We start from the raw sequence: 22,971 nt of genomic DNA on the forward strand, positions 1-22,971 counted from the left end.
AAAAAATTACTTTTTGAATAACAAGGGGCTGACTCAAAAGTCAGTCTCTACAAAGATAAGGGTGGCAGAATGATGATCTGCCACCCTTATCTTTTAACAAAAAGAATGACGCGTTTCGCGCCACTCCTACAGGAAAAAGCGCATTATGCGCTGTCAGAGACAAACAAGACCCGCTTTCCTGCTTGAATGAAGCAGAAAAACTGGCTTGTGTCTCGCCTGAGGAAAGGGCGTGAAAAGACGCGTCATTCTTTTTTTGAGTCAGCCCCCATTAAATCGTTTGAAATAAACTATTTGTCGCAAGGGCAGCCGCACTGAGTGCTCCTTGTTTTTCACCCCACGGGACCATCTTGACATCGGTTTCACGTGAAGCAGCGGTCAACGCCGTGTGCTCGACCCGTTCCTTGATTTGATCAACGATCGTGGGTGCGAGCTCAAACATCGGTCCCCCAAGTAAAATCCGGCGTGGATTCAGGAGATGAATCGTATTCAAGACACCGATTCCGATATATTCCCCCGCCCGTTCATATGTACGAACTGCTTGTTCATCGCGTTCGTTTAACCGTTTGCGCAAATCAGCAATCGTCATGACTTGCGGATCCATGACAGCATAATCCCGTAACAATGCTTTTTCGCCTGCTAATGCTTCTAGGCATCCTCTGTTCCCACACGAACAAATCGGTCCATCGAGATCAAGACGCATATGTCCGACCTCTCCCGTAATATGATGTTGTCCGTCGACAAGCTGTCCATCGAGCACATAAGCACCCCCGATGCCTTCCCCGGCATAGAGATAAAAGAATTGTTCGACCCCAACACCTTCACCGAATAATAGCTCAAACGAAGCGAGTGCTCGAACATCGTTTTCGATGAAGACAGGATAATCAAAACGTGCTTCGAGTTGTATCTTCAACTCAACGTCATGTAAATGGAATCGCGGAGCAAAAAGAATGACACCTGTCTCCGGATTGACCATCCCATGGACGGAGATGCCGATACCGTGAATCGTTCCCCGTCCTTGTGTCTGTGCAATCAAGGTCTCGCATAAGCGACCGATGGCTTCAATCAATTCTTCATTCGTCTCAAAGCGTCCCACGGCTTCGGACTCATGAATCGTATTGCCACTTAAATCCGCAACGACACCGATGAATTGGTGACTTGTTGCATCGATACCGATGACGTACTGTTCTGTTGCGACGAGTTCGAGCATGATCGGTTTTCGTCCCCCATTTGATATCCCAAGCTCTCGCTCCGTTACGAGTTGTTCTGCAATCAATTCACTGACGATGTTTGATACTGTCGGCTTCGTCAAGTTCGTCCGTTGCGCTAACTCGACCCGCGAAATCGGTTGATGCATCCGAATCAGTCGCAAGACGAGTGCCCGATTATAGGAACGCATCCATTTAGAATTACGCGGTGTTTCTTTCGCCATGTCCCCATCAACCCCTTTGGTCTGTCTCTTTACTATCTTCGCATATTTTGTAAGGGATTTCACGGTCTCACTTAAAAACCGTTCATCTGCTGAACGGTTTTTGTGCACTTTCATGCTTCGTCATATGGTTGTTCTAAAATCAGGACGCGTGAACCGTCCGGATTCTCGGTCAGTTCGATCTCAACGATTGCCTGACCGACGAGCAAAACGATTGGTAGAGAGGGATCATTCTCGCGAAAGAAACCGATTTTTCCATGGTGTGCGTCCATATAGTCCGCATATAAAAACGTTCCATTGACGTGCAGCTCATCCTTCATTCGATTGAACGACAAGCGCGGGACACCATACCAGGCTTCCCCGTTCAAATAAAGCAAGGGACGCTCGCCGACCGATTCATTCGTCGCCCGCCGGACCTCGATTGCTCCCGTCGTATCGTAATACAATCGATCTTGACCACGTGTCGCGATGACGATCGGATGTTTCTTATACAAGACGACTTCTAAAATTTCATCCGCTTGTTCGACGAAATAACCAGTCTCATCCGACTGGGCAAAACTAATCGTATACAACTGCATCCAGGAAACGATATCCGTCACTTGAACCGGTTTATGAAAAAGCGCAGAAACAAGTAGTGTTTCTTCCGGGGTGACAAACAGATTGACAGAGATATCCGCTAAGCGGATCGTCCGGATTTGTGTCGAAGGATACGTATGGTCATAACTCGGTACAAGCATCGCTTCATAGTGATCATCCTTTTCGACCAATTCAATCGATGGCATGCGTCGATCAAAATCCGCAATTTGAATTCGTTTCATCCGACATCTCCTCTCACTTTCACTAACAGTCTCACGCAAGTTATTACCCAATATCTGGTTTTCGTGCACTCCCCTGAATTCAAAAAATCGGAACGCATGCGTTCCGATCATTGTACGTACAGATCATATAGTAGATATAGAATGCCTCCCACGATAACCAAAAATGAAAAGATGCCCGCTTTTCCAAAAAAAAACGCGATCGATGGTTTCATCCCGTTCGAATTTTGGCTTTGTCATATAGTACCGCTCCCTTTAACAAGCTCGTAGTACTTTTTTATTTCGACGTCCTCCGTTTTATCCCTTGTTACGATCTGTCATTTCACTCCATTTGCAAAATAGATCAATGTTTCGGTTTCGTCTTCCGTCAACGATCGTCCTGTCTCTTCTGCATATAAAGTCCGCATATCCTTCAGTCGTCCTCCGGTCGCTTCCGTTACACGAATGGCTCGACGCAACATGTTGACCTCTTCTTCAAATTCAGACTTCGGCATCGCTTCTCCATGCGACCAGACATAATAATCGGCTTCTAAACGATCGATTGTTGCGAGTAAGCGCTTCGTCCGTTCGACCGTATAATTCCACTTCGATGAAAAGATATCCGCATACATCGCGTCTCCTAAGAACACGACGCGTTCTTCCGGAATGTAGACGAGTAGGCTACCAGGAGCATGATCATTTTCGACTTCAATCAGTTGGCACTGCACGCCACCTAAGTCAATTTCCAATTGTCCAGTAAAGCCAATCGTCGGTAAGACGACTTCAATATCGCGTGTCGTACCAAACTCGAGCTTGATCGCATCCGCACAAAACGGAATCTCGATCCCTTGATCCATTCGTTCTTGTAATGCTGCATCCGTCCAAGCGTATGGTTGCATCTCTTTCATGCGGGTGATTGTTTGCTGTGTTGCTATCGATGGCAGACCGAGATGTTTCATTCCAAAAATATGATCCCAGTGCCAGTGGGTCAGGGCCAATAAGTCAGGTGATCCAAGATTGTGTTTTTTCATTTCTTCTAAAAACAAAGCGGCATGGGCTGACGAGTTTCCCGCGTCAATCATCAATTGATGCTTCTCCCCACGCACGACGGCGAGAATCGGGCGATCCGTCTCGCTGACCGGTGTCTGATACCAAATCCGTGAAGTCAGTTGTTTGAAGTGTTGCATGCTCTACCTCCTTATCATCTGCTCTTAGTATACGTCATGACAAAACCGGGTTCATCTAGAAGACGAACCCGGTTTGGTTAGTTCTTATTTTTTAGCGTTTGGTCGAAACGGCCACCAGACCCCTTTACCAAACGAAACTGTAATCGCTGGAATCAAGAGTGGTAAGACGATTAATCCATACAAAAGTAGACCTGTGATGACAATCGTCGCGATTTGAACGAGACTCAAGACACCAGACGGCATCATCGCCCCGAAGGTTCCTGCAAGAATGATCGCTGCCGTGATGATGACAGACCCCATTTTTTTCATCGACAGGAACATCGCTTCCTTCGTATCGAGTCCGTTGATCGTCTCTTCCCGGAAACGATCGAGTAGGAAGATCGAATAATCGATACCAAGAGCGATCAACATGACGAATCCGAAGAACGGAACAGCCCAACTGATACCGTCATATCCAAGTCCATTGACGAAAATCAATTCAGCGATCGACATCGACGTGTAATACGTCAGCAATAACGAACCGATCATGAACAACGGCATGATCAACGAACGGAACATGATTGCTAGAATCACGAAGAGACTGATCAGCATGACCGTCACCGTTCGTTTGAAATCGGCTTTCGACGTATCGTTTAAGTCACTGTTAACGCTTGAAATCCCGCCATATGCGACGGTGCTGTCTTCAAACGGTGTTCCTTTGATCGTATTCGCTGTCGTCTTTTTGATTGCAGCGACGGTTTGAATCGCTTCTGGTGAATACGGATCATCTTTGAGGATGACTTCAAACTTCAATCCGGTTTGCTGATCAATCGCGTAACGGTCAATTGCTGGTTTAAAGGCCTTGTCCGATAACGTATCTTTTGGTACGAACACACCTGTCCCACGGATCGATGTCGCTTGTCCCATCTCGGTTAACAAATTCGAGATGTCATCTAGACCATTACTAATTTTCGCAAGCCCTGTGTTTGCTTGACCAACACCATCCGCAAGTTGTGTCAGCCCACTTCCAAGTTGACCGGCTTGTGCTCCTTGTGAGGCTATTCCACTTGCTGCTTGACTGATGCCAGATTGAACTTGGCTCAATTGACCAGACAAGGCATTTAATGTCCCAATGGTTTGCGGGATATTTTGAGTCGATTGCAGACCTTGACCGACGAGCGTCAACTGTTGGTTGATCTGTCCAAGTCCGTCTGCTGCTTGTTGCAACTGACTTGCTCCTGCTGAAGCCGAGTCTCCTGCCGGTAGTTGTCCTGTAATACCGTTGAGATTGTCTTCAACTGTCGTCAGACCAGACTGAACATCCGTAAGACCGGCGGTTGCTTTCTTCATGCCGGAAGCAACTTGTTTTAATTGACGATCGACGTAGAAGTCATTAATGATTTCGCCTGTCGGACGAGAAATCGAACGAACCGATTTGACCCCGTCGATTTTCACGAGCTCACGACTCAACTGTTCCGCATAAGGAACTGTCTTTTCTGTAATCAAATCTTTGTCGCTCTTAAGAATGACATTGACCGGGAGCGACTCACCTGCTCCAAATCCATCCGAGATCGCATTCAGTCCTTTGACCGTATCATACTTCGCACCAATCTCATCGACAGTATTAAACGAGAGGTCATCATCGTACGTAAAGAGTGTCGGGACCGTGACGATCGCAACGATGATCATCGCAAGTAAAGGACGACGGATCGATAACCCACCATAATGTGACCACAGTTTGCTATCTTGGTGACTCGCTGCCTTCTTTGACGGCCAGAATAATTTTTCTTTGAGTGTCGCCATGAAGAAGGGGACAAGTGTAAATAAGACGAGTAAGAGGACGGCAATCCCAACCGCAACAGCGACCGATGATTTGAAGATTGGGAAGTCCGCAAACCCAATCGCTGAGAAACCGACAAGAACAGCAAGACCACTGATGAGTAACGTACGCCCTGCTGTCTTATACGTATTGACGATTGCTGTCTCGACATCGTGTCCTGCCGTCAACTCTTCCTTGTACCGGCTCAGTAGCAAAATACAATAGTCCGTTCCAATCCCGAACAGGATGGCAACAAGGAAGATTTGCGTATAGTTCGATACCGGGAAGCCGAACCAGTCGACAAAAAAGGCGACAAGTGATTGGCTAATCAGGTACGTAAACCCAACCGCAACGAGTGGGATGAACGGTGTGACGACTGAACGGAAGACGAGCAGAAGCAGTCCGAAAATCAATCCGACGGTAATCAGTTCCGTCCGCTTCAGTCCCTCTTGCGAGCTCGTATTAACGTCATCGTTGATTAACGCTTCACCCGTTAGATAAATCGTTTGATCCTTTGGTAAAAGATCCGTCCGGATTTGTTTTGCCAGTTTGACGATCTCTTCTTGCGAACCGTCGACTGTGATCGGTACGAGGACCGTCTTTTTATCTTTTGAGACGAGCTGTCCTTCCGTCTCTTTGTTTTCAAACGGATCGAGCACATCCGTGACCGGACGATCGAGTGCTTCTAAATCCTGAACGATTTGCCCGATCGACTTTCGATCGGCATCGCTGACTTTGTCTTTGAGCGGAATGACAAGCGAGATCGTTTCTTCGCTTGCTCCCGCTTTTTCTAAAATATCAGCTGCTCGCTGTGAATCAGCATCATTTGCAAGCTGAATCGCCCCTGCGTCCTCTGCTTGTTTTGCCAAGTTTGGTGCCGTAAATAGTAAACCTACTGTGACGATGAGCAATAATGCAAGAATTGCCCAGCGCCATTTGACGATTTGTCGCATGTCTGATTCTCCTCTTCCCTCTGTCTGTTTTTAATCATTCAACTGCAAAATCTCTTTAATCTTTTTGAAGGTTTCAATGAACTGGATGATTTCTTCTTCTTCGACTTTTCCTTCAATCAAATTCTCCAGATACGTATAGATTTCTTGCTCCGCTTCAGTTGCCACTAACCGACCTGCTTCCGTCAAAGAGATGTACTTCGTTCGGTGATCATCTTCTCGACGTTCGACGATGACGAGACCTTTTTCCGTCAACTTTTTCAGCCGGTTCGAGATGGCACTTTTGTGAACACCCTGTACTGCCGCGAGACGTCCGGACGAAATCGGTCCATATTTTCCGACGAGCTTCAACACATGAAGTTGTTCCGGTGAGTACATTTGCCAAACGGGTGCTTCGACCGACTTCAACACGCGTTCTGTTCCGTGGATCATGACTTCTTCAAACAGGAGGACTGCTTCACGTAAATTGTCTTTCATTTTTAGTTTACCCCCTAAACTTATGAAGTTAGTTTAGCCCCTCAACTAGAAGTCTGTCAACTCTAAACTGTCACAACTTACCGATGCAGAACATGACCAATTTCTGTATGATAAAGGAAGAGAGGAGCATGCTTATGTTGACTTTATTTTGGATCGCATTAGTCATTTGTCTCGTCGGACTCATCTTTACGTTGCGGATTGCTAAGCAACCAGCAGAAGAGCAGTACGATCACAAGACTTCGGCAAAAAATATGTCTTGGATGTATTTCATTTTTCTCCCGATCATTCTGATTTTATTAGGTATTTTCTATTACTTTCTAACGTGACATAAAACAGCACACATCGGCTGATGTGTGCTGTTTTATGTCACTTCAAGGTTTTCGGACGGACGATATAGATATCGCATTTTGCATAACGGGAAATGTTTTCAGAAACACTCCCAATCATGATTCGTTCCATCGCATTCGTCCCGACTGCTCCGCAGACGATCAGACCCGCACCAACGCGTGGTGCGATGACCTTTGGAATCAGTGTTTTCGGAGAGCCGTTTTCGATGATCAGCTCAACTGTCTCGACACCTGCTTCTCGTGCCCGCTTTTCGTAACGATCGAGCAATTCTTGTGCATATTCGGTAACGTTTTGATCAATGAAACGTTTATTGGCACGTACGTTAGCAAACGTCTGAATATCGATGACATGGGCGATGACGAGTTTAGCATGATCAAGTTTGGCAAATTTCACTGCCTTCTCAAATGCTAAATCTGCTGTCTCTGATCCGTCGACTGCTACCAAAATCGTATGATATTGGCTCTCCATCAAAATTCATCCTTTCCGCACGACTCTCTTACAACATCCGATCATTTTCATTTTCAAGGGCACGGTTTTCGTGATCAAGTTTTCGTTCCGCTTCGATTCCCTCTGGCTCTGTTTCCAGAATACTTTTTGGTTCCGGCGCAGGACGAGAAGCCCCTGCTTCGTCTGCCAACAGGACATAATCGCCTTGTTGGACACGTAAGACGTGTTGCCGAATATCTGCCTCCGGCAATCCGAGTTCCGTAAAAGCGGTTTGAATTTCCTCAGCCGAAGCTGGTTTGCCTGTAAACCGCTCAAACAGCGTCCGTTTTCCAGAGACCAGTTGCGCCGCCGATTGCCCACGTAACATCGCCATATCGGTTTTGTCTTGCAACACGACATACAAATCTTCTTCTAGGTAACCCGCAAAATGTAGATCCTCAATTTTTCGAATCAAATCCGTCTCATTTTGATAGACACCAATCCATTGTTTTTTTCCCATGACACACGTCTCCCCCTTTTATAGCAACTATATGAGATATACCCCAAATTCATCTAAAACATGACTAGGATGAAGAAGACTTAGGTGAATGCTGTCGAAAAAGACGTTGACGTTTCTGAAAGACGTAATAACATAGGAGTAAAACACACATTATGCCAATTCCCGCTATGATTTGTTGCAAGAGAATGAGACGTTCGTTAAACAATAGTCCAGCTAAATACCAGATGAGTGCGAGACCAAATACCCAATCTGAATGGATTGCGATGAACAGGAGTCCACCGATAACAGCTAATGCGAGCGCAATCGTGCTCCATTGGGTTTCGGAAAGACTGAATAGAGAAGTGAACTGAAAATCCGACAAGATCCGAAATGGTAAAATCAATAGCATCGTACTGATCCAGGCAAGCAACACTGAAAATGGAGAGCGCATCCACGGCGAACGCCGGGGATGGTGTTGAATTTTCATATAGACTAAGCAAAGGCTGATGAAAGAAATCGTCGTCGAGACGAGTTCCCAAGGGGGGCCACTCATACTACTGATTCCAAGCGTCACGAGTGATAATGCAAGCCACCCTCCGATATCTTCAATCAGTTCTCGATCCGCAGGGAAGGCACGTACCGGTCGAATACACCAAATCAATAATGTCGTAAACACGACACCGGCAATGGCGTCAAAGAATGGTGCAGGAACAAGAGATAACTTAAGAATGGTCATCGGATGTTGCCAAACGACGCGTGCTAGCATTGCAAAGAGGAATGCTCCTACATTCATCAAGCGTAAAAATGTTAAATACTGCACTTCTCTTTTCACCTCCTCGTTCAGTCTGTTATTTAATTCCCGCTGTAGAAGTCTGAAAAACTAAAATGTCGCTTTGTTCTGTTGCCAAATTACGGTACGATGAAAGGAAAAGGAGGAACGAGAATGGACGCATTTTTACTACCCTATCAATACAATTTCATTCGGAATCAAGTCGAGCTGCTGCAACATCAATTCGCAGCCGTTCATGACCCCGATGTTCGTGATGCTGTTCGGTACAGTGCCGCTGAAAAGATATTTGATCTATTGCCAATACTTACACCGGAACAGGAAATCTTGCTGACGAACATTCGTGACGCTGAATCCGAACAGGATCTCCTCGCGTATTTAGCACATGTCGAACCGTTCGTCCAACCGTTTCCGAGTATTTCTGAATCACGGATCCGACAGCTCTTTAAAAAAACGAAAAAGTTACACATTCCGTCACTTCACTCCTTTGAGTGGACACACACGACGTTTTTAAGCTGGAACGATACCGGAAATCGGAAAAAATATTTCGTCTATCCCTTGAATGGTGAATGGATTGGCGTAGAAGGTACCTATCTACCATCGATTCAAAAAGGGATTTGTGCGATTTGTCATACGTATAGTGATATTACACTCGTAACTGTCACGACACGCCGTTCGACTGAACAGCATCAGACGATTGGTCATCATATGTGTATCGACAGCGATGCATGTAATCAAGCTGTGACGAATCCAGAAGTCATTGAAACGTTCTTAGCACGCACGCAAAAGAAATGATCGGCATCAAAAAAACACGTTCGTATGACTGATCCGATAAGGTTCGGTATACGAGCGTGTTTTTGAATGTGACGACGTTCATGTGTTCATTATCGCTGGATCATGCAAGCAAAATTGATTCTTCCCGCGACGTTTTGCCTCATACATCGCTAGGTCTGCTTGCTCGATCAAGTCCGATCGCGAGGCTGCATGCGCCGGATAGATTGCTCCACCGATGCTCGCTGTTACCGGAAGTGGAATGATACCATGGTGAAACGGCTGTCGGAACAAGGAAACGAGATGTTCCCCACACTGCACGACTTCTGCTTCTTGTTCAACGTCAAATAACAAGACGACGAACTCATCTCCACCTTGTCTTGAAATGACTGTATTGGGCGGCAATTTCTTTTGTAGACGTGTCGTGACATCGACGATGAGTTGATCTCCGACATGATGTCCATACGTATCGTTAATCTCTTTGAAGTGATCGATGTCAATAAAGAACAACCCAACCTGCCCGTCAGTCGCTTCCGCTCGGTACAAGGCGTCTTGGAACAGTCGCGCAAACAGATATCGATTCGGTAACCCTGTTAAGGCATCGTGATATGCCATGTGTCGCATCTCCTCCATGGCAGTTGCTAATGCTTCCGTTCGCTCTTCCACCTTCGCTTCGAGATTTTCGCGCAACCGTTGATTGTCAACAACAATCCGGATTTGACGGGAAATCAACAACGGAATCGCAATCATTAATCCAATCGTCAAACCGTTCCAACTAATCGTTTGTCGTGCCATCGTCACGAATAGAATCAATAAGAATAAGTAAGGAGTGATCAAACGTAAGACATCGATCCACCTCCGTGTAACGTCAAGAGGAACGAGAGATTCCTCAGCATCAAAGCGATACGCGGCAAGCCCGACAATCAGGACAGTCGCTAACCATAACGGATCGAGCCAACTCGAAGGAAATGGATAATCAAATCGTTCGAGTACCACGTATAATAGATCAGCGAGTAACTGAAAATGAAATGCGAGTAGAATCAATAATAACGAGCCGCCATTGCCACGCTTCATCAAACCAAAGAATAAGACAATCATTCCACCGAGCAACAATAAATCACCGATCGGATAGCGAAGCCATAAAAGCGTTTCGATCGTCAGCAAGGCATTTGCTTCTAAATAAGGCGTCACTAAGTAGTGCCACGAAAGAGATCCTGCAACGACTAAAATGATGAACTCATCGAACAAAAAGACCCGCAAATTGACTTCTTGTCGTCGATTACGCAGGAAATAACCGAAAGCAATGATATAGATCAAGATTTGAAGACTGAAGATCAAGTCGATCCAATCAAACGGTTCCGTTCGTGTACGTCCTTGCAGGAAGTATAGGAGCTGTCCACATTCGCCGATACCAAGCATCGCATTAGCGAATAATAATAGAAGAAATAAGCGGTAAGTAAAAGGGCGTCTTGCCTGGCGTCGCTGTGCCCGCCAAATCAAATAGAGGGAGATCGTTACACCACCGATCGTGAACAGACTGTTAACGACTTGTCCAATTGCCGTTTCCGTGCCCATATACGTCACCCAGCCGATATGAAACAGTAACCAGCCTATAACGATTCCCAGCCATTTCTCATACATGACGATTCCCCCTTTCTTTTTTAACCATAGTTCGTTTGTCCTATAGGTATATCGGTTCAGGATTGCTGTTTATTCACTCTTTTTTTATTTTATTGAAATCTTTTTTGACAAGATTACTCGTTTCAAACATAAGAAAAAACCGTGCTCGCACCTAGCGGATTGAACACGGTTTAACAGAAATACATCATGTTTTCTTTAACTAGAACGTCGATTCTCTTCTGTCGACTCGATCGATTCACTTAAACTGAGCGGTAAGACGATGATGAAGCGACTGCCTTTACCGACTTCAGATTCGACGTGGATGACGCCTTCATGTTCTTTGACGATTTCTTTACAAATCGATAAACCGAGTCCAGTTCCACCGATTCGACGTGTATCGGAATTATCGACACGATAGAATTTATCAAATAAGTGGGCAAATGCATGGTGAGGAATTCCAATTCCTTCATCTTTCACTTCAATGATGGCTTGATCATCTTTCGTATCGATCCAGACATCTACACGTCCGCCATCGGGAGAATACTTGATTGCATTGTTGATCAAGTTACTCATCAATTGTTTGATCCGGTCTTCATCTCCTAATATGAATGGACGATCCGGACTGAGCAATTGCAAATGAAGATCGTGTCGTTCACTTGAAGCGTCGTACAGGGACATCACTTGTTCAGTTAGGCTGAGCAAATCAAGATGTGCCATTTGGTACAACTGTCCACCCGACTGCATCCGTTGAACGTCTAAGAAGTCCGTGACGAGGTTCGATAATCGTTCTGTCTCATTATGGATCGTCGCTAGATACTTCTGCTGTTTTGAGTCATCGATCTTTCGATTTAGCATCAACTCTGTAAAACCGTAAATCGATGAGAGCGGCGTTCGCAATTCATGTGACACAGTCGAGACAAGTTCTGTTTTTAGACGATCGGCTTCTGTTTCCCGGGTAATATCCCGTAAGACGAGAATGATTCCCTTCCATCCCCCGACGACATCAATGCGTTCCGCGTAGACTTCTAGATGCGCCGTATTGTTTCGAACATCAAATCGGACTTTGTCCGGTGAAATCTTACCGGAACGAATTAAATCCAGATACGTATTAAAGGCTTCAACATCATCCACCAACTGACGCATCACATCAATGACGTACTCACTCGAAGGTAACGTCCGATCTACTGTGAATTCCGTTTGAAGTTCTGGAATCAAGTCAAACAATGGACGGTTGACGTATAACTCTCCATTTCCATCCTCGAGATAAATGATCGCTTCTCGAATTGAGTCCAACACTTGCTCGGTCTTTTCTTTTTCCTGACGCATTCCTTCATAAGAACGCGTCCGTAGAAGTGAAAGCGTCATTTGTTGCGCAAACTCGCGAATATCCGTCAGCTGTTGTCCTTTATATGCAGATTTGTAGCGAACGAGATAGATGGCAGCAATCAATTCATGCGTTTCTGGATCTTGAACCGGAATCGTCACCTCATACGTACTAAAGGAATACGGATGCTCTTTTTCACGTGTAACGCGCTTCTCCGATTGAACGAATTCCATCTTGCGAACCGATCGATTGATGACGGACATCTCATCTTTCAGGAGATCTTTTAAATAGTCCATCGTCATGCCGTTTGTTGTTGCACCCATAAACTGCCCTTCTTCATAAAGCAATAGAGCACCGTACTCTGAAGAAGTGATATCGATCATCTTTTGAACGATTGCTGGATACGATTCGACAGTTTCGCGAACGGCAAGTGCCTCTGTTAGTTCACTACGTAATCGCAACTTTTCCTCATTCTTTTTCGTCGTTTGATACGCTTCTTCGAGTTCCTCTTGTTGCGCTTGTAACTCTTCTTGTTGCGCGAGCAATTCCTCACTTTGCGCTTGCAATTCTTCATTTTTACCTTGCATCGCATCCGTATGAGCATTCGTCGTCACGACCATCCGATTAAAGGAAGCACGTAATAATCCGATTTCGTCTGGACGTTTTTCTGTCGTCTTATCGATTTCAATTGGTTCCTTGCGAGCAAGTTTTTGATTATCGTCTACTAATCGTAACAACTGCCGCGTCATCCGGCGAAGGAACGGGTGAACGAATAAGAGAATGAATGCGACGAGCACAACGATACTTGAGATCCAAATCCATTGTGACTTCGCGACTTCACTCCGCAGTTCCCCGACAGCGGTTTCTTGTTGTTGGCTGAGATTCGTCCGGTATTCATCAAGTGCCGCAGATGCTTTTTCAATATCTGGCGTAATATCGATCGAACCGTCTGCAGTTGGCTTTAACTGTCCTTGTTCAACGAATCGTTTCGCAATTGGTAAGGAAAATAGACTATCTCCCTGTAAAAAGTCTTCATTGATCCGATTCGCCTTTTTTTCATTGACGTAAGACTGGGTCAGCGGAAATAAGGCGTCATAGTACAGTTCATATAAATTCGTCATTTGTGCCGCGAATTCTTCTTCTTCATCCGTTTTTGCGTTTCGCATGAACCAATCGGTCTCACTTTTAATATCTGTTCGAAGTGCTTGAACCTCGTCAAACCGATCCTGGTCTCCAAAGATGACAAACCCTCGTAAACCGAACTGAACCGTTTGCCAATTGTCCCATAAATCGTTGGCTCGGCGATTTTGTTCACTGATCGTTTCTAAATTTTGTTTAGACGTTTCAATTCGCCCTTCCATGTAGTCATAGACAAAGAACGAAGTAATCGATACTACGATCAGTACCGCATAAAAAACCGTCAGCAACTGCCGACCGATTCGTCGCCGAATCCAATTCATCATGAATGTATCCTCCTCATCATTCATTGAATGATGCTTTTTCATTTGTTTCTTTTAATATAATAGAAACGCTTTCGAAGCAACAGCTAAGATGTACAAAAAAAGACCTTTTCTCGGAATGTACCCGAAAAAAGGTCTTTTCATACTCTTATTTTTTCGCTTTTTTCACTGTCACAGACGTTACAGGACTCACTTGTCCGCGTGTATTCTTAACGTAAACCGACAGTTTCACTTTTGCTTTTTGCTTCGGAATTTTGACGGAATAGTTTCCTTTTGAAGAAACCGTTCCTTTTCCGATGACTTTTTTCTTCGCATCTTTTACGTAGACACTCAATTTCTTTTCAGCTGTTCCGGTTACTTTCGTTTGACCGGCATAGACCGATTTCACTTTTGGTGCCTTTGGTGCTGGTAAGACTTTTACGATCGTCGGTTTACTTGTTCGTTTTGCAATATCCGTCACCGTAACGATCAAGCTTGAACCACCCACTTGCTTTGGTAACTTCGCGCTGAACTTACCTTTTGCATCGACTTTCGCTGTTGCAATTTTCTTTTGTTTCGCATCTTTGACTGTAATCGTACCACCCGCAAGAGCTGTACCTGTCATTTTTGTCGCACCGGCAAGAATCGCATTCACTTTTGGTGCTTTTGGTGCTTTTCCAGGAAGGACTTCTGTCCGTTCCGATGTGACGTCTAATCCATTTGCATAGCGAACAGTCAGAACTGTTTTTTGGTTTTGACGCGGAATCTTGACGCTGTATTTTCCTGCTTGTGCTGTTGTTGCAGCTAACTTTTTATTCGTTGTTGTTTCTTTGCCATTCTTATCTTTTGTTACGACAGCTGCCCACACTTCAACTTTCGTCCCTGTCTTAACTGTTCCAGAAACAACTAGTTGGTTATCGTAGACATCATTGACGTTCCCGTTCAAGTTCAACTGGGAGATCGCACGTGGAATACTGACTTTCCCGTAGCCAGCGACTGGACTGACGTAAGCTGGGAACTCAGGCTCGATTTTCTCACCATCTTCGTCCTCATCTTCAAATTCATACCAGTCATTCGGATTTTCAAACGCAAGCGGTTCTGCACTCTTGCGCAAGATTTGTTCGATTTGCGCTGGTGTCAGTTTCGAATTTAGTGATTTCAAGATACCCGCTACTGCGGCAACATGTGGTGAAGCCATACTTGTTCCATCCATGTACACCGTGTTACCGTCTGGAATCAAACTAGCCACTTTTGATCCTGGCGCTACGACATCAAGTCCAACACCATAGTTTGAATAATCCGCTACCATTCCGAGAGGGTTCGTCGCTCCGACAGAAATCGCATATTCCGAGTTCGCTGGGTAACCGACCATCATGTCGTAGTCATTTCCTGAAGCAGCTACGACCGTAACACCATGATCTGCTGCATATTTCATCATATAAGCCATCGTCCGGCTCTCACCGCCACCAAGACTCATATTGATGACTTTTGCGCCGTGATCAACTGCATATTTAATCCCGAGTGCGATGGCGTCTGTTTCCCCTTCACCGTTCGCATTCAAGACTTTAACCGGCAGGATTTGTGCCGATTGATGGATTCCCTGGATACCGTAATCATTGTTCATCGTTGCTGCGATGACGCCTGCCACGTGTGTTCCGTGACCGTTGTCATCAATTGCGTCCCCGTCTCCATTAACAGAAACATAGTTCTTTTCATTTGCGATATCAACTTTGCCTTGTAAGTCCTTCAAACGATAATCAACACCTGTATCGATGACCGCAATCTTCACAGGCGCTAATTTTTTCGTTCCGAAACGTTGTTGGAACGCTTCAAAACCGATTCCAACGTTATCGAATTGCTCGAAGACAGTCTTTTTGTTGACGGCCCATTGATAATCAAAGTTGATATCCTTCATCGCCCGGTACGTCTGAATCTTTTCAACGTACTCGACCGCTGACGAACGGTTGAGTGATTGTTTTAATGCTGCCGCTGATTGTCCTTTGACCGTCGGATCTTCCGTTACGATGACGAAGTCTCCCGCATTGCCAAGGGATAAACGTTCTACATCATTTGCCTGAACGCCCGCAATCTTCATCGAACGGTTCATTTTACCTGGTTTTAGTTTGACGATGTAACGTGTTGCTTCTTTTGATTGGATACTCATACCCATTGACTGGAATGTTTCGCTTAACGAACTACCACTTAATTTCGAGATATCCATTTTATTTGCATATCCATCAATCTCTTCAGCGATCACAGTAGGTGACGCTTCACGTGATAATTTGTAAAGACGATCGACAGCTTGTTGATCAGCTTTCGTCAACGTGTATGACGTTCCACGCACGAGTGCTTCCATCGCTGGTTTCAATGTTTTTAAATCTTCGTATGCTTGTTGACGCTTATCTTTGTTAAATAAAAGTGTTTTGACGACATAAGGCGATGCTTTGTAGTAAAGCGATGTCAAAGCGCGTCCAGCATCTGATTGGCTCAATACTTGTTTTTGAATCGAGTGCATGAGCGCAAGCATCGGTTTTTCTTCTTTTGTTTGTTTGAGCGCTTCTTCTGCCATACAGCTGATATCATTGATCGGTTCATACTCAACCGGCAATTTGACGTTGTTATACGTTAGTTTAGCGTGCGCTGCTTTTGTCGTCTTCCCTTCTTCGATGTTCGGGTAATATTCTACTTTGACATAATACGGTCCATCCCATGCGTATGGAACAGCTAGTTTTGTCGGTGTTTTTTCATTTGGCTCTGCTTCTGTCCGGTAACGATCAAACGTATCGTCTTCTGCAGCCATCGCTTCGCTCGGATAAGCTGTTACTTGAACAGGTTGATCCGTATCGATTGATAACTCGAAGTGAGAGGCAGTTTTTTCTACACCCGCTTCATGATTGACGCGGTACCAATATGTATTTTTTTCTTCCGTTCCTGTTTCAAGCGTCGTCTCTTGACCTGCTTTCAAAAGCGTTGCTTTAGCAAGGGCAGTCTCCGCCTTTGCTGTCGTAGGTCCTACTCCAAGCGTCAAAATCAGACAGCTCAGCATGACCCAAATCATCAGTTTCTTCACAGATGTTCCTCCTTCAAAATGGACGTACTTTACCTTGATTATAAACAGGATATGGATAAAATGGATATTTATTTTATGGATGTATCTTACAATTTTGAAAGGAAAGGCACTCAATGCTCACACGCATTGAATGCCTTTAATGATTATTTAAAATCTGCTACATATTCGCTGTATCCTTCTTGTTTCAATTCCTCTTTCGGAATGAAACGTAAAGCAGCCGAGTTCATACAATATCGAAGTCCGGTCGGTTTTGGACCATCCGAGAAGACGTGTCCGAGGTGTGCATTCCCATGTCGGCTCCGAACTTCCATCCGTTTCATCCCGATCGAGAAATCCCTTTTCTCAATGATATTCCCCGGCTCAAGTGGTTTTGTAAAACTTGGCCATCCTGTCTTCGAGTCATATTTATCATTTGATGAAAACAGTGGTTCGCCAGAAATCAGATCGACGTAGATCCCGTCTGCCTTTAAGTCATGATACGGATTATCAAATGCCGGCTCCGTCCCGTCTTCTTGTGTCACCTCGTACTGGATTGCGGTTAGTTTCTTTTTAATTTCTGCGTCTGATAATTTTGGATACGTTGGAAGGTTAAGTTTTGGTTGATCGTTCCAGTAGCGATTGATAAAGTCATCGCGTCCAGAAGCTGCCCGATAAAACTTATATTTTTTCTCATTCGTTAAATAATAATCCTGATGGTATGCCTCCGCTTCGTAAAAAGGACCTGCTGCAATCAGCGGTGTGACGATTTTTTCATCAAAAACCTGTTGTTTCTCTAAACCCTGTTTCGATTGCGTTGCAATTTCTTTTTGTTTTTCATTCGTGTAGAAAATCGCTGTCGTGTACGATTCCCCTTGGTCAACGAACTGACCGTTTGCATCCGTCGGGTCAATCTGACGCCAGTAGACATCGAGCAATTGTTTATATGAGATGACACTTGGATCAAACGTGATTAACACCGCTTCCCGATGCCCTGTCGTCTCCGCCGATACTTGATTGTATGTCGGATTTATAACATCACCGCCCGTGTAACCGGAAATGACCGATTTAACTCCTTTTAACTTCTCAAACGGTGGCTCCATACACCAGAAGCATCCTCCAGCTAAGATCGCCGTCTCTTCCGGTTGATAACTCAATTCCTTACTACCACTTGATTTTGCCTGCTGTTGCTGGAACACGAAGTATCCCCCGACCATGACGACGATGAGACCAATGACGGATAAAACTGTCCACATTCGTTTCTTCATCTTCCTTCGCCTCCTTTATTTAGCTTACGTCGCGCGACGTTTATTGGATGTTATTTTATTTAACTGTAACGCGCTGATGCTGGCTTGTCGTAGCATGTGCTCAAAAGAAGAACCTTCAACAATATGAAAAGTGATTATGTTTTTACCCACAAAAAAAGAGCCTTATATCGGCTCTTTTCAACATTAACCTTTTTGAATCCAGAATTTGAGGACGCTTGCTTCTTCTTCATGTTTGACGAGTTCATGACCACCTGATGTCGCCCACGCCTGAAGATCGTTTTTTGCCCCTTTATCCGTTGCATGGACTTCAAGGATTTGACCTGATTCGAGTCCAGCGATGGCTTTTTTTGTTTTTACGATTGGCAGCGGACAAGCAAGTCCTTTTGCGTCGAGTACGAGTTCTGATTTCATGTTGTATTCCTCCTGAATGATTTGATGTTCGTTATGCATTGGCTTAGCGTACCGCACAGCGGTTCGGTCCGACTTCCATTTCCCGTTGTGTTTCAAGATCGGGTGTCTGTTTCCCCATGTTTGTTTCACGGATATCTTGATACGCGTTCGGTTGTGGCGGCAGGTTCTCTGTGACCATTTTCCGGAATGTTGCTTCATCGTCGATGTTGAGACCATGATTGTTCGCAAGCAAGATGCTTAATTTTTCCGCTACACTACCATCCGTGTTCAATTCTTCAATGATCATGAAATGTGCCGGTAAGACGATGAGTTCTGGTGAAAGATCACGATACGTGTTGTAGAGCGAATCGCATAAGTCGCCGACCCAGTCTTCCGCGAGACCGGCTAAATCCGGACGACCAATCGAGTCGATGAACAAGATATCACCCGTCAATAAATAACGCTGATCGACGATGAATGACGTTGATCCAATCGTATGTCCTGGGGAATAAAGAGCACGTACTTCAATCGCTGTATCCCCGACTTGAACCGTACTACCGTCTTCAAGTGGTGCATAATCAAATGTGACATCCGTCGCATCTTTTGGCGGCAACCAGTATGTCGCGCCTGTTTTTTCGGCGATGTCGCGTCCTCCAGAAATATGATCCGCATGAAGATGTGTATCAAACACATGCTTAATCGTGACGTTGCGTGATGCGGCATAATCCAAATACACATCTGTCATTCGTGTCGCGTCGATGAGTACGGCCTCTCCTTCTGAGATGACCATATACGAGAGACAACCTTTACCGATTCGAACGAACTGAACGACTTCGCCTTGATCAGTTCCTGTTTCATTCAGCGTTCCGAGTGAAATCGGTTCTAGATGTTCACTCCATGCTTTCATACCGCCTGACAGATACGATACGTCTCGTCCTGCTTCTTCTAGCATATCGGCGACGAAAATCGATGAACCTTCTTTTGCGCAAACGACGAGAACATCCTGATCCGTCGGAAGCTGATCGAGAATCTCCTCGACACCATCCAACAATTCAAAATACGGAATGTTGAGGTACTTGAAGTTCTCTCCTTCGATTTTCCAATCTTGAAACGCATCCTCATTCCGGACATCTAAGATGAACAGAGACTCACGTCCAATGATTTTTTTTGTAACTTGTGCGGCTGTCATTGCTTGTGCCATATCTACTAATTCCTCCTCTGCTTTACGCTTTTGAATTATTTCGCTGAAACGAGTGTTGTCGACTCAAATGCCCATTCCTGCATACCCGGTACGACATTGTAGACCGTGTAGCCCTTGTCACTGAGCTGTCGGCATGCCATGTCACTTCGGCTACCTGTCCGGCAGATGACATAAATCGTCTGATTTGAATCCAGTTCTACATGGCGTGTCTCCAGTTCGCCTAACGGAATATTGATCGCTCCCGGTACATGGGCGAAGGCATATTCTGCTTGTTCCCGAACATCAAGCACCGTGATCGAATCGTCTTGGCGTGCTGCTTCGACTGTTGCGTTGTCGACGGTTTGAGCGAATGCTGCTGGTTCCGTGACATCACCTGTTGATTTCCGAACGTAATGACGGAGCACTTCGCCTTCTTCAATCGTGCCTAAATAATGATTGCCGGTACTGTTCGCCCAAGCACGAAGATCTGCAGTTGATCCTTTATCCGTCGCCTGGACTTCGATGACTTGTCCTGGTTCTAACGTCTTGATCGTTTTTTTCGTCCGAACGATCGGCATCGGACAAGCGAGACCTTTAGCGTCCAATACGATATCTGATTTAATCATAGTCATACAATTCGCTCCTTTACGGTGTGGGGTATTATTTCGTTTCGCCTTCGTACGACATCATGCCGCCATCCATGTTCGTCACGTCATATCCTTGTCCTTCGAGATATGTCGTTGCGCGACCACTGCGTGCACCAGAACGGCATACCATGACATACTCTTTTTTCTTGTCGAGTTCGTTCATCTTGAATTCGATCAATCCGAGTGGAATGTGGATTGCTCCCGGAATCATTCCTTCTTTGACTTCATCGACTTCCCGGACATCAATGACGTTCAGTTGTTCACCACGTTCAATTTTTTCCTGTACTTCTGTTGCTGTCATGCGTTTCATGTTCAATTCCTCCTCTTGATTCGATTTAGCGCCAGGCATTCATTCCGCCACGGACTTCCGTGACATTTGAATAACCGGCTTTTTTTAATACTTTGACGGCTTGTTTGCTTCGCATCCCGCTTTGACAGATGACGAGCACTTCTTTGTCTTGCGGGATTTGATTCAGTTGACTGTTTAACGTTTGTAACGGAATGTTCTTAAATCCTTTGATGTGATTGCCCTTGAATTCTGATGCTGTCCGAACATCGAGATAAAATCGCTTCCGGTCGTTTAACAATGGCTTCAGTTCCGTTGTCGATACTTGCTTGACGCCTTTCGTTGGTACAAACATCTTATAAGCGAGATAGCCGACGATGAGCAACAAGATCATCGATAGTACATCCATGCGTCATTCCTCCTTCAGATCATTAGATGAATAGATTGACGTTTCCGTTCTCCGCATCAGCGAGATAGGCGGCAACTCCTGCATACTCAATGCCGTCGTGCAATTCTTCTTGTTTTAAGCCGAGCAGATCCATCGTCATCGTACAAGCGACGAGTTTGACGTCCTGTTCTTTTGCTAATTCGATCAAGTCCGGAAGTGGCATCGCATTGTGCTTCTTCATGACGTTTTTAATCATTTTTTGACCGGCACCACCGAAGTTCATTTTCGAGAGTGGCATCTTATCAGCACCGCGTGGCATGAACTTACCGAACATCTTCTCAAGGAATGTTTTATCCGGCTGGATCGGTTCATCCTTACGCATCGCGTTCAAACCCCAGAAGGTATGAAAAATCGTGACTTCGTGATCGTATGCGGCTGCACCGTTGGCAATGATATAAGCTGCCATGACTTTGTCGTACTCTCCACTAAATAAAACGATGGTTGTTTTTTTCGTATCTGACATGAACGTAATCCCTCCAAATTTTTACCCTGAGGGGTATATTGATTCGTAAAAAATTTTATCTGCTTTTCATTAAGAGTTGAACAGCCTCTGCAACGGCTTGTTCATGATTTTCCGTCGCATCATCCTGACGGACACAGTCAATCAAGTTCTCACTGACGACAAGACCGATGACACGATCGATTGCACTACGTGTCGCACTCAGCTGTGTAACGACATCCTTACAGGGCGCCTCTTCTTTCATCATTCGAACGATCCCATGGATCTGTCCTTCAATCCGATTCATCCGATGAATGATGCGATCTTCATAACCGTTTTCCATATGAAGTCCATCTCCTTTTTTCAAATGTGACATACGTCATACCTCGTTGGTACATTTCACACAATAATACCTACAGGGGTATAAGTCAACGAAAAAGATTTCCGGATTCATCACTATGTTCAGTGAGTCCGAAAATCTTTTTGTACTCAGCCTTTCCAATTCGTCTCTAAAAAATCGATCCAACGCTCTGCTAGTCGAGTGGGCATCTTCTCTGGTAATACATAGCGAAACGTCCGATTGGAAATTCCTTTCGCATGAAGCGTAAAGGACTCGGACGGAAAGGATGTGACGAGACGTTCCGATAATGCTCCAATACCGCTCCCATTTAAAATAAGTTGTCGTGCTAAATAATTAGCATCTACTGTAATCGTTCGTGCGGGTACGATTGACGACGCATGTAGCCAACGATGAAGTGCATAGCGGGACGCCGATCCTTCTTCCCGAACGATCCATGTCGCATCTTCGAGTGCAAGATGCATCGCGCCAATGATGTGTAGCTGATCTCTCGCAAAGACGATTTGTCTCATTCCATCAAGTGTCAGTTCTCCTTCAATCATGCCGAGATCAATCTCACGATGTTTTAAAGCTGCTGCCACTTGATCATGATTCATCAACTGAATATCCAGTGATACTTCAGGATGAGCGCGTGAAAACAGATGAATCATATCATCAAGCAATATCTCATGGATCGTATGTGTTGCTCCAATCCGTAAGGTCCCTCGGAAGACACCTTCCGATTCATCCAACTGGGACTGCATCTGTTCGAGCTGGAATAGAATTTCTTTTGCATGACGATAGACGATCCAACCCATTTCCGATACCTCGACCCCTATTGCGAATGAATCACGTATTAATAACGAATGCCCGACATCTTCTTCGAGTCGTTTCACGTGAACACTAATCGTCGGTTGCGACAGAAATAACTGCTCCGCTGTTTTCGTAAAGTGACGTGTCTCGACGAGTGTAACGAATGTTCTCAGTTCCGTTAATTTCACGAATCCCCTCTCCTTATTACATTTCATAATCATTTATATTTAATTAATTCATTTTTATAATCAAGAATTCCTCTTTCATACTT

The 22,971-nt window shown here is 45.0% G+C and carries 22 protein-coding genes; 2 read left to right on the forward strand and 20 right to left on the reverse strand.

What is annotated here, in order from left to right:
• Window positions 1-268 precede the first annotated feature (268 nt).
• From HZS85_RS11435 to HZS85_RS11455, 5 genes are all read right to left on the reverse strand, one after another.
• On the reverse strand, window positions 269-1,429 hold the full coding sequence (locus tag HZS85_RS11435) for an ROK family transcriptional regulator (protein ID WP_214856091.1): 1,161 nt from the start codon (window positions 1,427-1,429) through the stop codon (window positions 269-271).
• Window positions 1,430-1,539: 110 nt separating this feature from the next.
• Window positions 1,540-2,244: a hypothetical protein gene (locus HZS85_RS11440; protein ID WP_214856092.1), complete on the reverse strand. Its 705-nt coding sequence runs from the start codon at window positions 2,242-2,244 to the stop codon at window positions 1,540-1,542.
• Between the two features lie 314 nt (window positions 2,245-2,558).
• On the reverse strand, window positions 2,559-3,407 hold the full coding sequence (locus HZS85_RS11445; RefSeq protein WP_214856093.1) for an MBL fold metallo-hydrolase: 849 nt from the start codon (window positions 3,405-3,407) through the stop codon (window positions 2,559-2,561).
• Window positions 3,408-3,491: 84 nt separating this feature from the next.
• The gene (locus tag HZS85_RS11450) at window positions 3,492-6,158 is read right to left on the reverse strand and encodes an MMPL family transporter (protein ID WP_214856094.1); all 2,667 of its coding nucleotides are present in this window, start codon (window positions 6,156-6,158) and stop codon (window positions 3,492-3,494) included.
• A 30-nt stretch (window positions 6,159-6,188) separates the two neighbouring features.
• Window positions 6,189-6,632: a MarR family winged helix-turn-helix transcriptional regulator gene (locus tag HZS85_RS11455; RefSeq protein WP_023466958.1), complete on the reverse strand. Its 444-nt coding sequence runs from the start codon at window positions 6,630-6,632 to the stop codon at window positions 6,189-6,191.
• A gap of 134 nt (window positions 6,633-6,766) precedes the next feature.
• On the opposite strand from HZS85_RS11455, the gene HZS85_RS11460 reads away from it, so the two are divergent.
• Complete coding sequence (locus HZS85_RS11460; RefSeq protein ID WP_035411129.1) at window positions 6,767-6,958, forward strand: hypothetical protein; 192 nt, start codon at window positions 6,767-6,769, stop codon at window positions 6,956-6,958.
• Between the two features lie 40 nt (window positions 6,959-6,998).
• On the opposite strand, the gene HZS85_RS11465 is transcribed toward HZS85_RS11460, so the two are convergent.
• The 3 genes from HZS85_RS11465 to HZS85_RS11475 form a co-directional block, all read right to left on the reverse strand.
• Window positions 6,999-7,448 carry a universal stress protein gene (locus HZS85_RS11465; RefSeq protein ID WP_214729837.1) on the reverse strand — a complete coding sequence of 150 codons (450 nt, stop codon included), beginning with the start codon at window positions 7,446-7,448 and terminating at the stop codon, window positions 6,999-7,001.
• A gap of 28 nt (window positions 7,449-7,476) precedes the next feature.
• Entirely contained in the window at window positions 7,477-7,926 is a 450-nt protein-coding gene (locus HZS85_RS11470) for a general stress protein (protein ID WP_214856095.1), read from the reverse strand.
• Between the two features lie 64 nt (window positions 7,927-7,990).
• The gene (locus tag HZS85_RS11475) at window positions 7,991-8,725 is read right to left on the reverse strand and encodes a hypothetical protein (protein ID WP_214856096.1); all 735 of its coding nucleotides are present in this window, start codon (window positions 8,723-8,725) and stop codon (window positions 7,991-7,993) included.
• A gap of 123 nt (window positions 8,726-8,848) precedes the next feature.
• Here HZS85_RS11475 and HZS85_RS11480 point away from each other — a divergent pair, with 123 nt between their 5' ends.
• Window positions 8,849-9,487, forward strand: coding sequence for a FusB/FusC family EF-G-binding protein (locus HZS85_RS11480; protein ID WP_214748485.1), 639 nt, complete (start codon window positions 8,849-8,851; stop codon window positions 9,485-9,487).
• Between the two features lie 78 nt (window positions 9,488-9,565).
• On the opposite strand, the gene HZS85_RS11485 is transcribed toward HZS85_RS11480, so the two are convergent.
• The 12 genes from HZS85_RS11485 to HZS85_RS11540 form a co-directional block, all read right to left on the reverse strand.
• The gene (locus HZS85_RS11485) at window positions 9,566-11,104 is read right to left on the reverse strand and encodes a GGDEF domain-containing protein (RefSeq protein WP_214856097.1); all 1,539 of its coding nucleotides are present in this window, start codon (window positions 11,102-11,104) and stop codon (window positions 9,566-9,568) included.
• Window positions 11,105-11,299: 195 nt separating this feature from the next.
• The gene (locus HZS85_RS11490; RefSeq protein ID WP_214856099.1) at window positions 11,300-13,870 is read right to left on the reverse strand and encodes a HAMP domain-containing sensor histidine kinase; all 2,571 of its coding nucleotides are present in this window, start codon (window positions 13,868-13,870) and stop codon (window positions 11,300-11,302) included.
• A gap of 145 nt (window positions 13,871-14,015) precedes the next feature.
• On the reverse strand, window positions 14,016-16,916 hold the full coding sequence (locus HZS85_RS11495; protein WP_214856100.1) for a S8 family peptidase: 2,901 nt from the start codon (window positions 16,914-16,916) through the stop codon (window positions 14,016-14,018).
• Between the two features lie 143 nt (window positions 16,917-17,059).
• Window positions 17,060-18,160 (reverse strand): peptide-methionine (R)-S-oxide reductase MsrB, encoded by a 1,101-nt coding sequence (msrB, locus tag HZS85_RS11500; protein ID WP_214856101.1) that lies wholly within the window; start codon window positions 18,158-18,160, stop codon window positions 17,060-17,062.
• Between the two features lie 183 nt (window positions 18,161-18,343).
• Window positions 18,344-18,571 carry a sulfurtransferase TusA family protein gene (locus tag HZS85_RS11505; RefSeq protein ID WP_214856102.1) on the reverse strand — a complete coding sequence of 76 codons (228 nt, stop codon included), beginning with the start codon at window positions 18,569-18,571 and terminating at the stop codon, window positions 18,344-18,346.
• A 43-nt stretch (window positions 18,572-18,614) separates the two neighbouring features.
• Complete coding sequence (locus HZS85_RS11510; protein ID WP_214856103.1) at window positions 18,615-19,751, reverse strand: MBL fold metallo-hydrolase; 1,137 nt, start codon at window positions 19,749-19,751, stop codon at window positions 18,615-18,617.
• Window positions 19,752-19,786: 35 nt separating this feature from the next.
• Window positions 19,787-20,362 carry a sulfurtransferase TusA family protein gene (locus HZS85_RS11515; RefSeq protein WP_214856104.1) on the reverse strand — a complete coding sequence of 192 codons (576 nt, stop codon included), beginning with the start codon at window positions 20,360-20,362 and terminating at the stop codon, window positions 19,787-19,789.
• A 28-nt stretch (window positions 20,363-20,390) separates the two neighbouring features.
• Window positions 20,391-20,687 carry a rhodanese-like domain-containing protein gene (locus HZS85_RS11520; RefSeq protein ID WP_023466941.1) on the reverse strand — a complete coding sequence of 99 codons (297 nt, stop codon included), beginning with the start codon at window positions 20,685-20,687 and terminating at the stop codon, window positions 20,391-20,393.
• Between the two features lie 25 nt (window positions 20,688-20,712).
• Window positions 20,713-21,072: a rhodanese-like domain-containing protein gene (locus HZS85_RS11525; RefSeq protein WP_214856105.1), complete on the reverse strand. Its 360-nt coding sequence runs from the start codon at window positions 21,070-21,072 to the stop codon at window positions 20,713-20,715.
• Between the two features lie 22 nt (window positions 21,073-21,094).
• Window positions 21,095-21,574, reverse strand: coding sequence for a DsrE/DsrF/DrsH-like family protein (locus tag HZS85_RS11530; RefSeq protein ID WP_023466937.1), 480 nt, complete (start codon window positions 21,572-21,574; stop codon window positions 21,095-21,097).
• Between the two features lie 55 nt (window positions 21,575-21,629).
• The gene (locus tag HZS85_RS11535) at window positions 21,630-21,893 is read right to left on the reverse strand and encodes a metal-sensitive transcriptional regulator (RefSeq protein ID WP_214856107.1); all 264 of its coding nucleotides are present in this window, start codon (window positions 21,891-21,893) and stop codon (window positions 21,630-21,632) included.
• 146 nt (window positions 21,894-22,039) lie between these two features.
• Window positions 22,040-22,888, reverse strand: a complete 849-nt coding sequence (locus tag HZS85_RS11540; RefSeq protein ID WP_214856109.1) for a LysR family transcriptional regulator — start codon at window positions 22,886-22,888, stop codon at window positions 22,040-22,042.
• Window positions 22,889-22,971 lie beyond the last annotated feature (83 nt).

Origin of the sequence: Exiguobacterium sp. s130 (assembly GCF_018619055.1) — a bacterium.
GTDB lineage: Bacteria > Bacillota > Bacilli > Exiguobacteriales > Exiguobacteriaceae > Exiguobacterium_A.

Excerpts from the sequence above, each read along its gene's own strand:
- HZS85_RS11435 (WP_214856091.1), bottom strand. The coding sequence starts at position 1,429 with ATGGCGAAAGAAACACCGCGTAATTCTAAATGGATGCGTTCCTATAAT.
- HZS85_RS11440 (WP_214856092.1), bottom strand. The coding sequence starts at position 2,244 with ATGAAACGAATTCAAATTGCGGATTTTGATCGACGCATGCCATCGATT.
- HZS85_RS11445 (WP_214856093.1), bottom strand. The coding sequence starts at position 3,407 with ATGCAACACTTCAAACAACTGACTTCACGGATTTGGTATCAGACACCG.
- HZS85_RS11450 (WP_214856094.1), bottom strand. The coding sequence starts at position 6,158 with ATGCGACAAATCGTCAAATGGCGCTGGGCAATTCTTGCATTATTGCTC.
- HZS85_RS11455 (WP_023466958.1), bottom strand. The coding sequence starts at position 6,632 with ATGAAAGACAATTTACGTGAAGCAGTCCTCCTGTTTGAAGAAGTCATG.
- HZS85_RS11460 (WP_035411129.1), top strand. The coding sequence starts at position 6,767 with ATGTTGACTTTATTTTGGATCGCATTAGTCATTTGTCTCGTCGGACTC.
- HZS85_RS11465 (WP_214729837.1), bottom strand. The coding sequence starts at position 7,448 with ATGGAGAGCCAATATCATACGATTTTGGTAGCAGTCGACGGATCAGAG.
- HZS85_RS11470 (WP_214856095.1), bottom strand. The coding sequence starts at position 7,926 with ATGGGAAAAAAACAATGGATTGGTGTCTATCAAAATGAGACGGATTTG.
- HZS85_RS11480 (WP_214748485.1), top strand. The coding sequence starts at position 8,849 with ATGGACGCATTTTTACTACCCTATCAATACAATTTCATTCGGAATCAA.
- HZS85_RS11485 (WP_214856097.1), bottom strand. The coding sequence starts at position 11,104 with ATGTATGAGAAATGGCTGGGAATCGTTATAGGCTGGTTACTGTTTCAT.
- HZS85_RS11490 (WP_214856099.1), bottom strand. The coding sequence starts at position 13,870 with ATGATGAATTGGATTCGGCGACGAATCGGTCGGCAGTTGCTGACGGTT.
- msrB (WP_214856101.1), bottom strand. The coding sequence starts at position 18,160 with ATGAAGAAACGAATGTGGACAGTTTTATCCGTCATTGGTCTCATCGTC.
- HZS85_RS11505 (WP_214856102.1), bottom strand. The coding sequence starts at position 18,571 with ATGAAATCAGAACTCGTACTCGACGCAAAAGGACTTGCTTGTCCGCTG.
- HZS85_RS11510 (WP_214856103.1), bottom strand. The coding sequence starts at position 19,751 with ATGGCACAAGCAATGACAGCCGCACAAGTTACAAAAAAAATCATTGGA.
- HZS85_RS11515 (WP_214856104.1), bottom strand. The coding sequence starts at position 20,362 with ATGACTATGATTAAATCAGATATCGTATTGGACGCTAAAGGTCTCGCT.
- HZS85_RS11520 (WP_023466941.1), bottom strand. The coding sequence starts at position 20,687 with ATGAAACGCATGACAGCAACAGAAGTACAGGAAAAAATTGAACGTGGT.
- HZS85_RS11525 (WP_214856105.1), bottom strand. The coding sequence starts at position 21,072 with ATGGATGTACTATCGATGATCTTGTTGCTCATCGTCGGCTATCTCGCT.
- HZS85_RS11530 (WP_023466937.1), bottom strand. The coding sequence starts at position 21,574 with ATGTCAGATACGAAAAAAACAACCATCGTTTTATTTAGTGGAGAGTAC.
- HZS85_RS11535 (WP_214856107.1), bottom strand. The coding sequence starts at position 21,893 with ATGGAAAACGGTTATGAAGATCGCATCATTCATCGGATGAATCGGATT.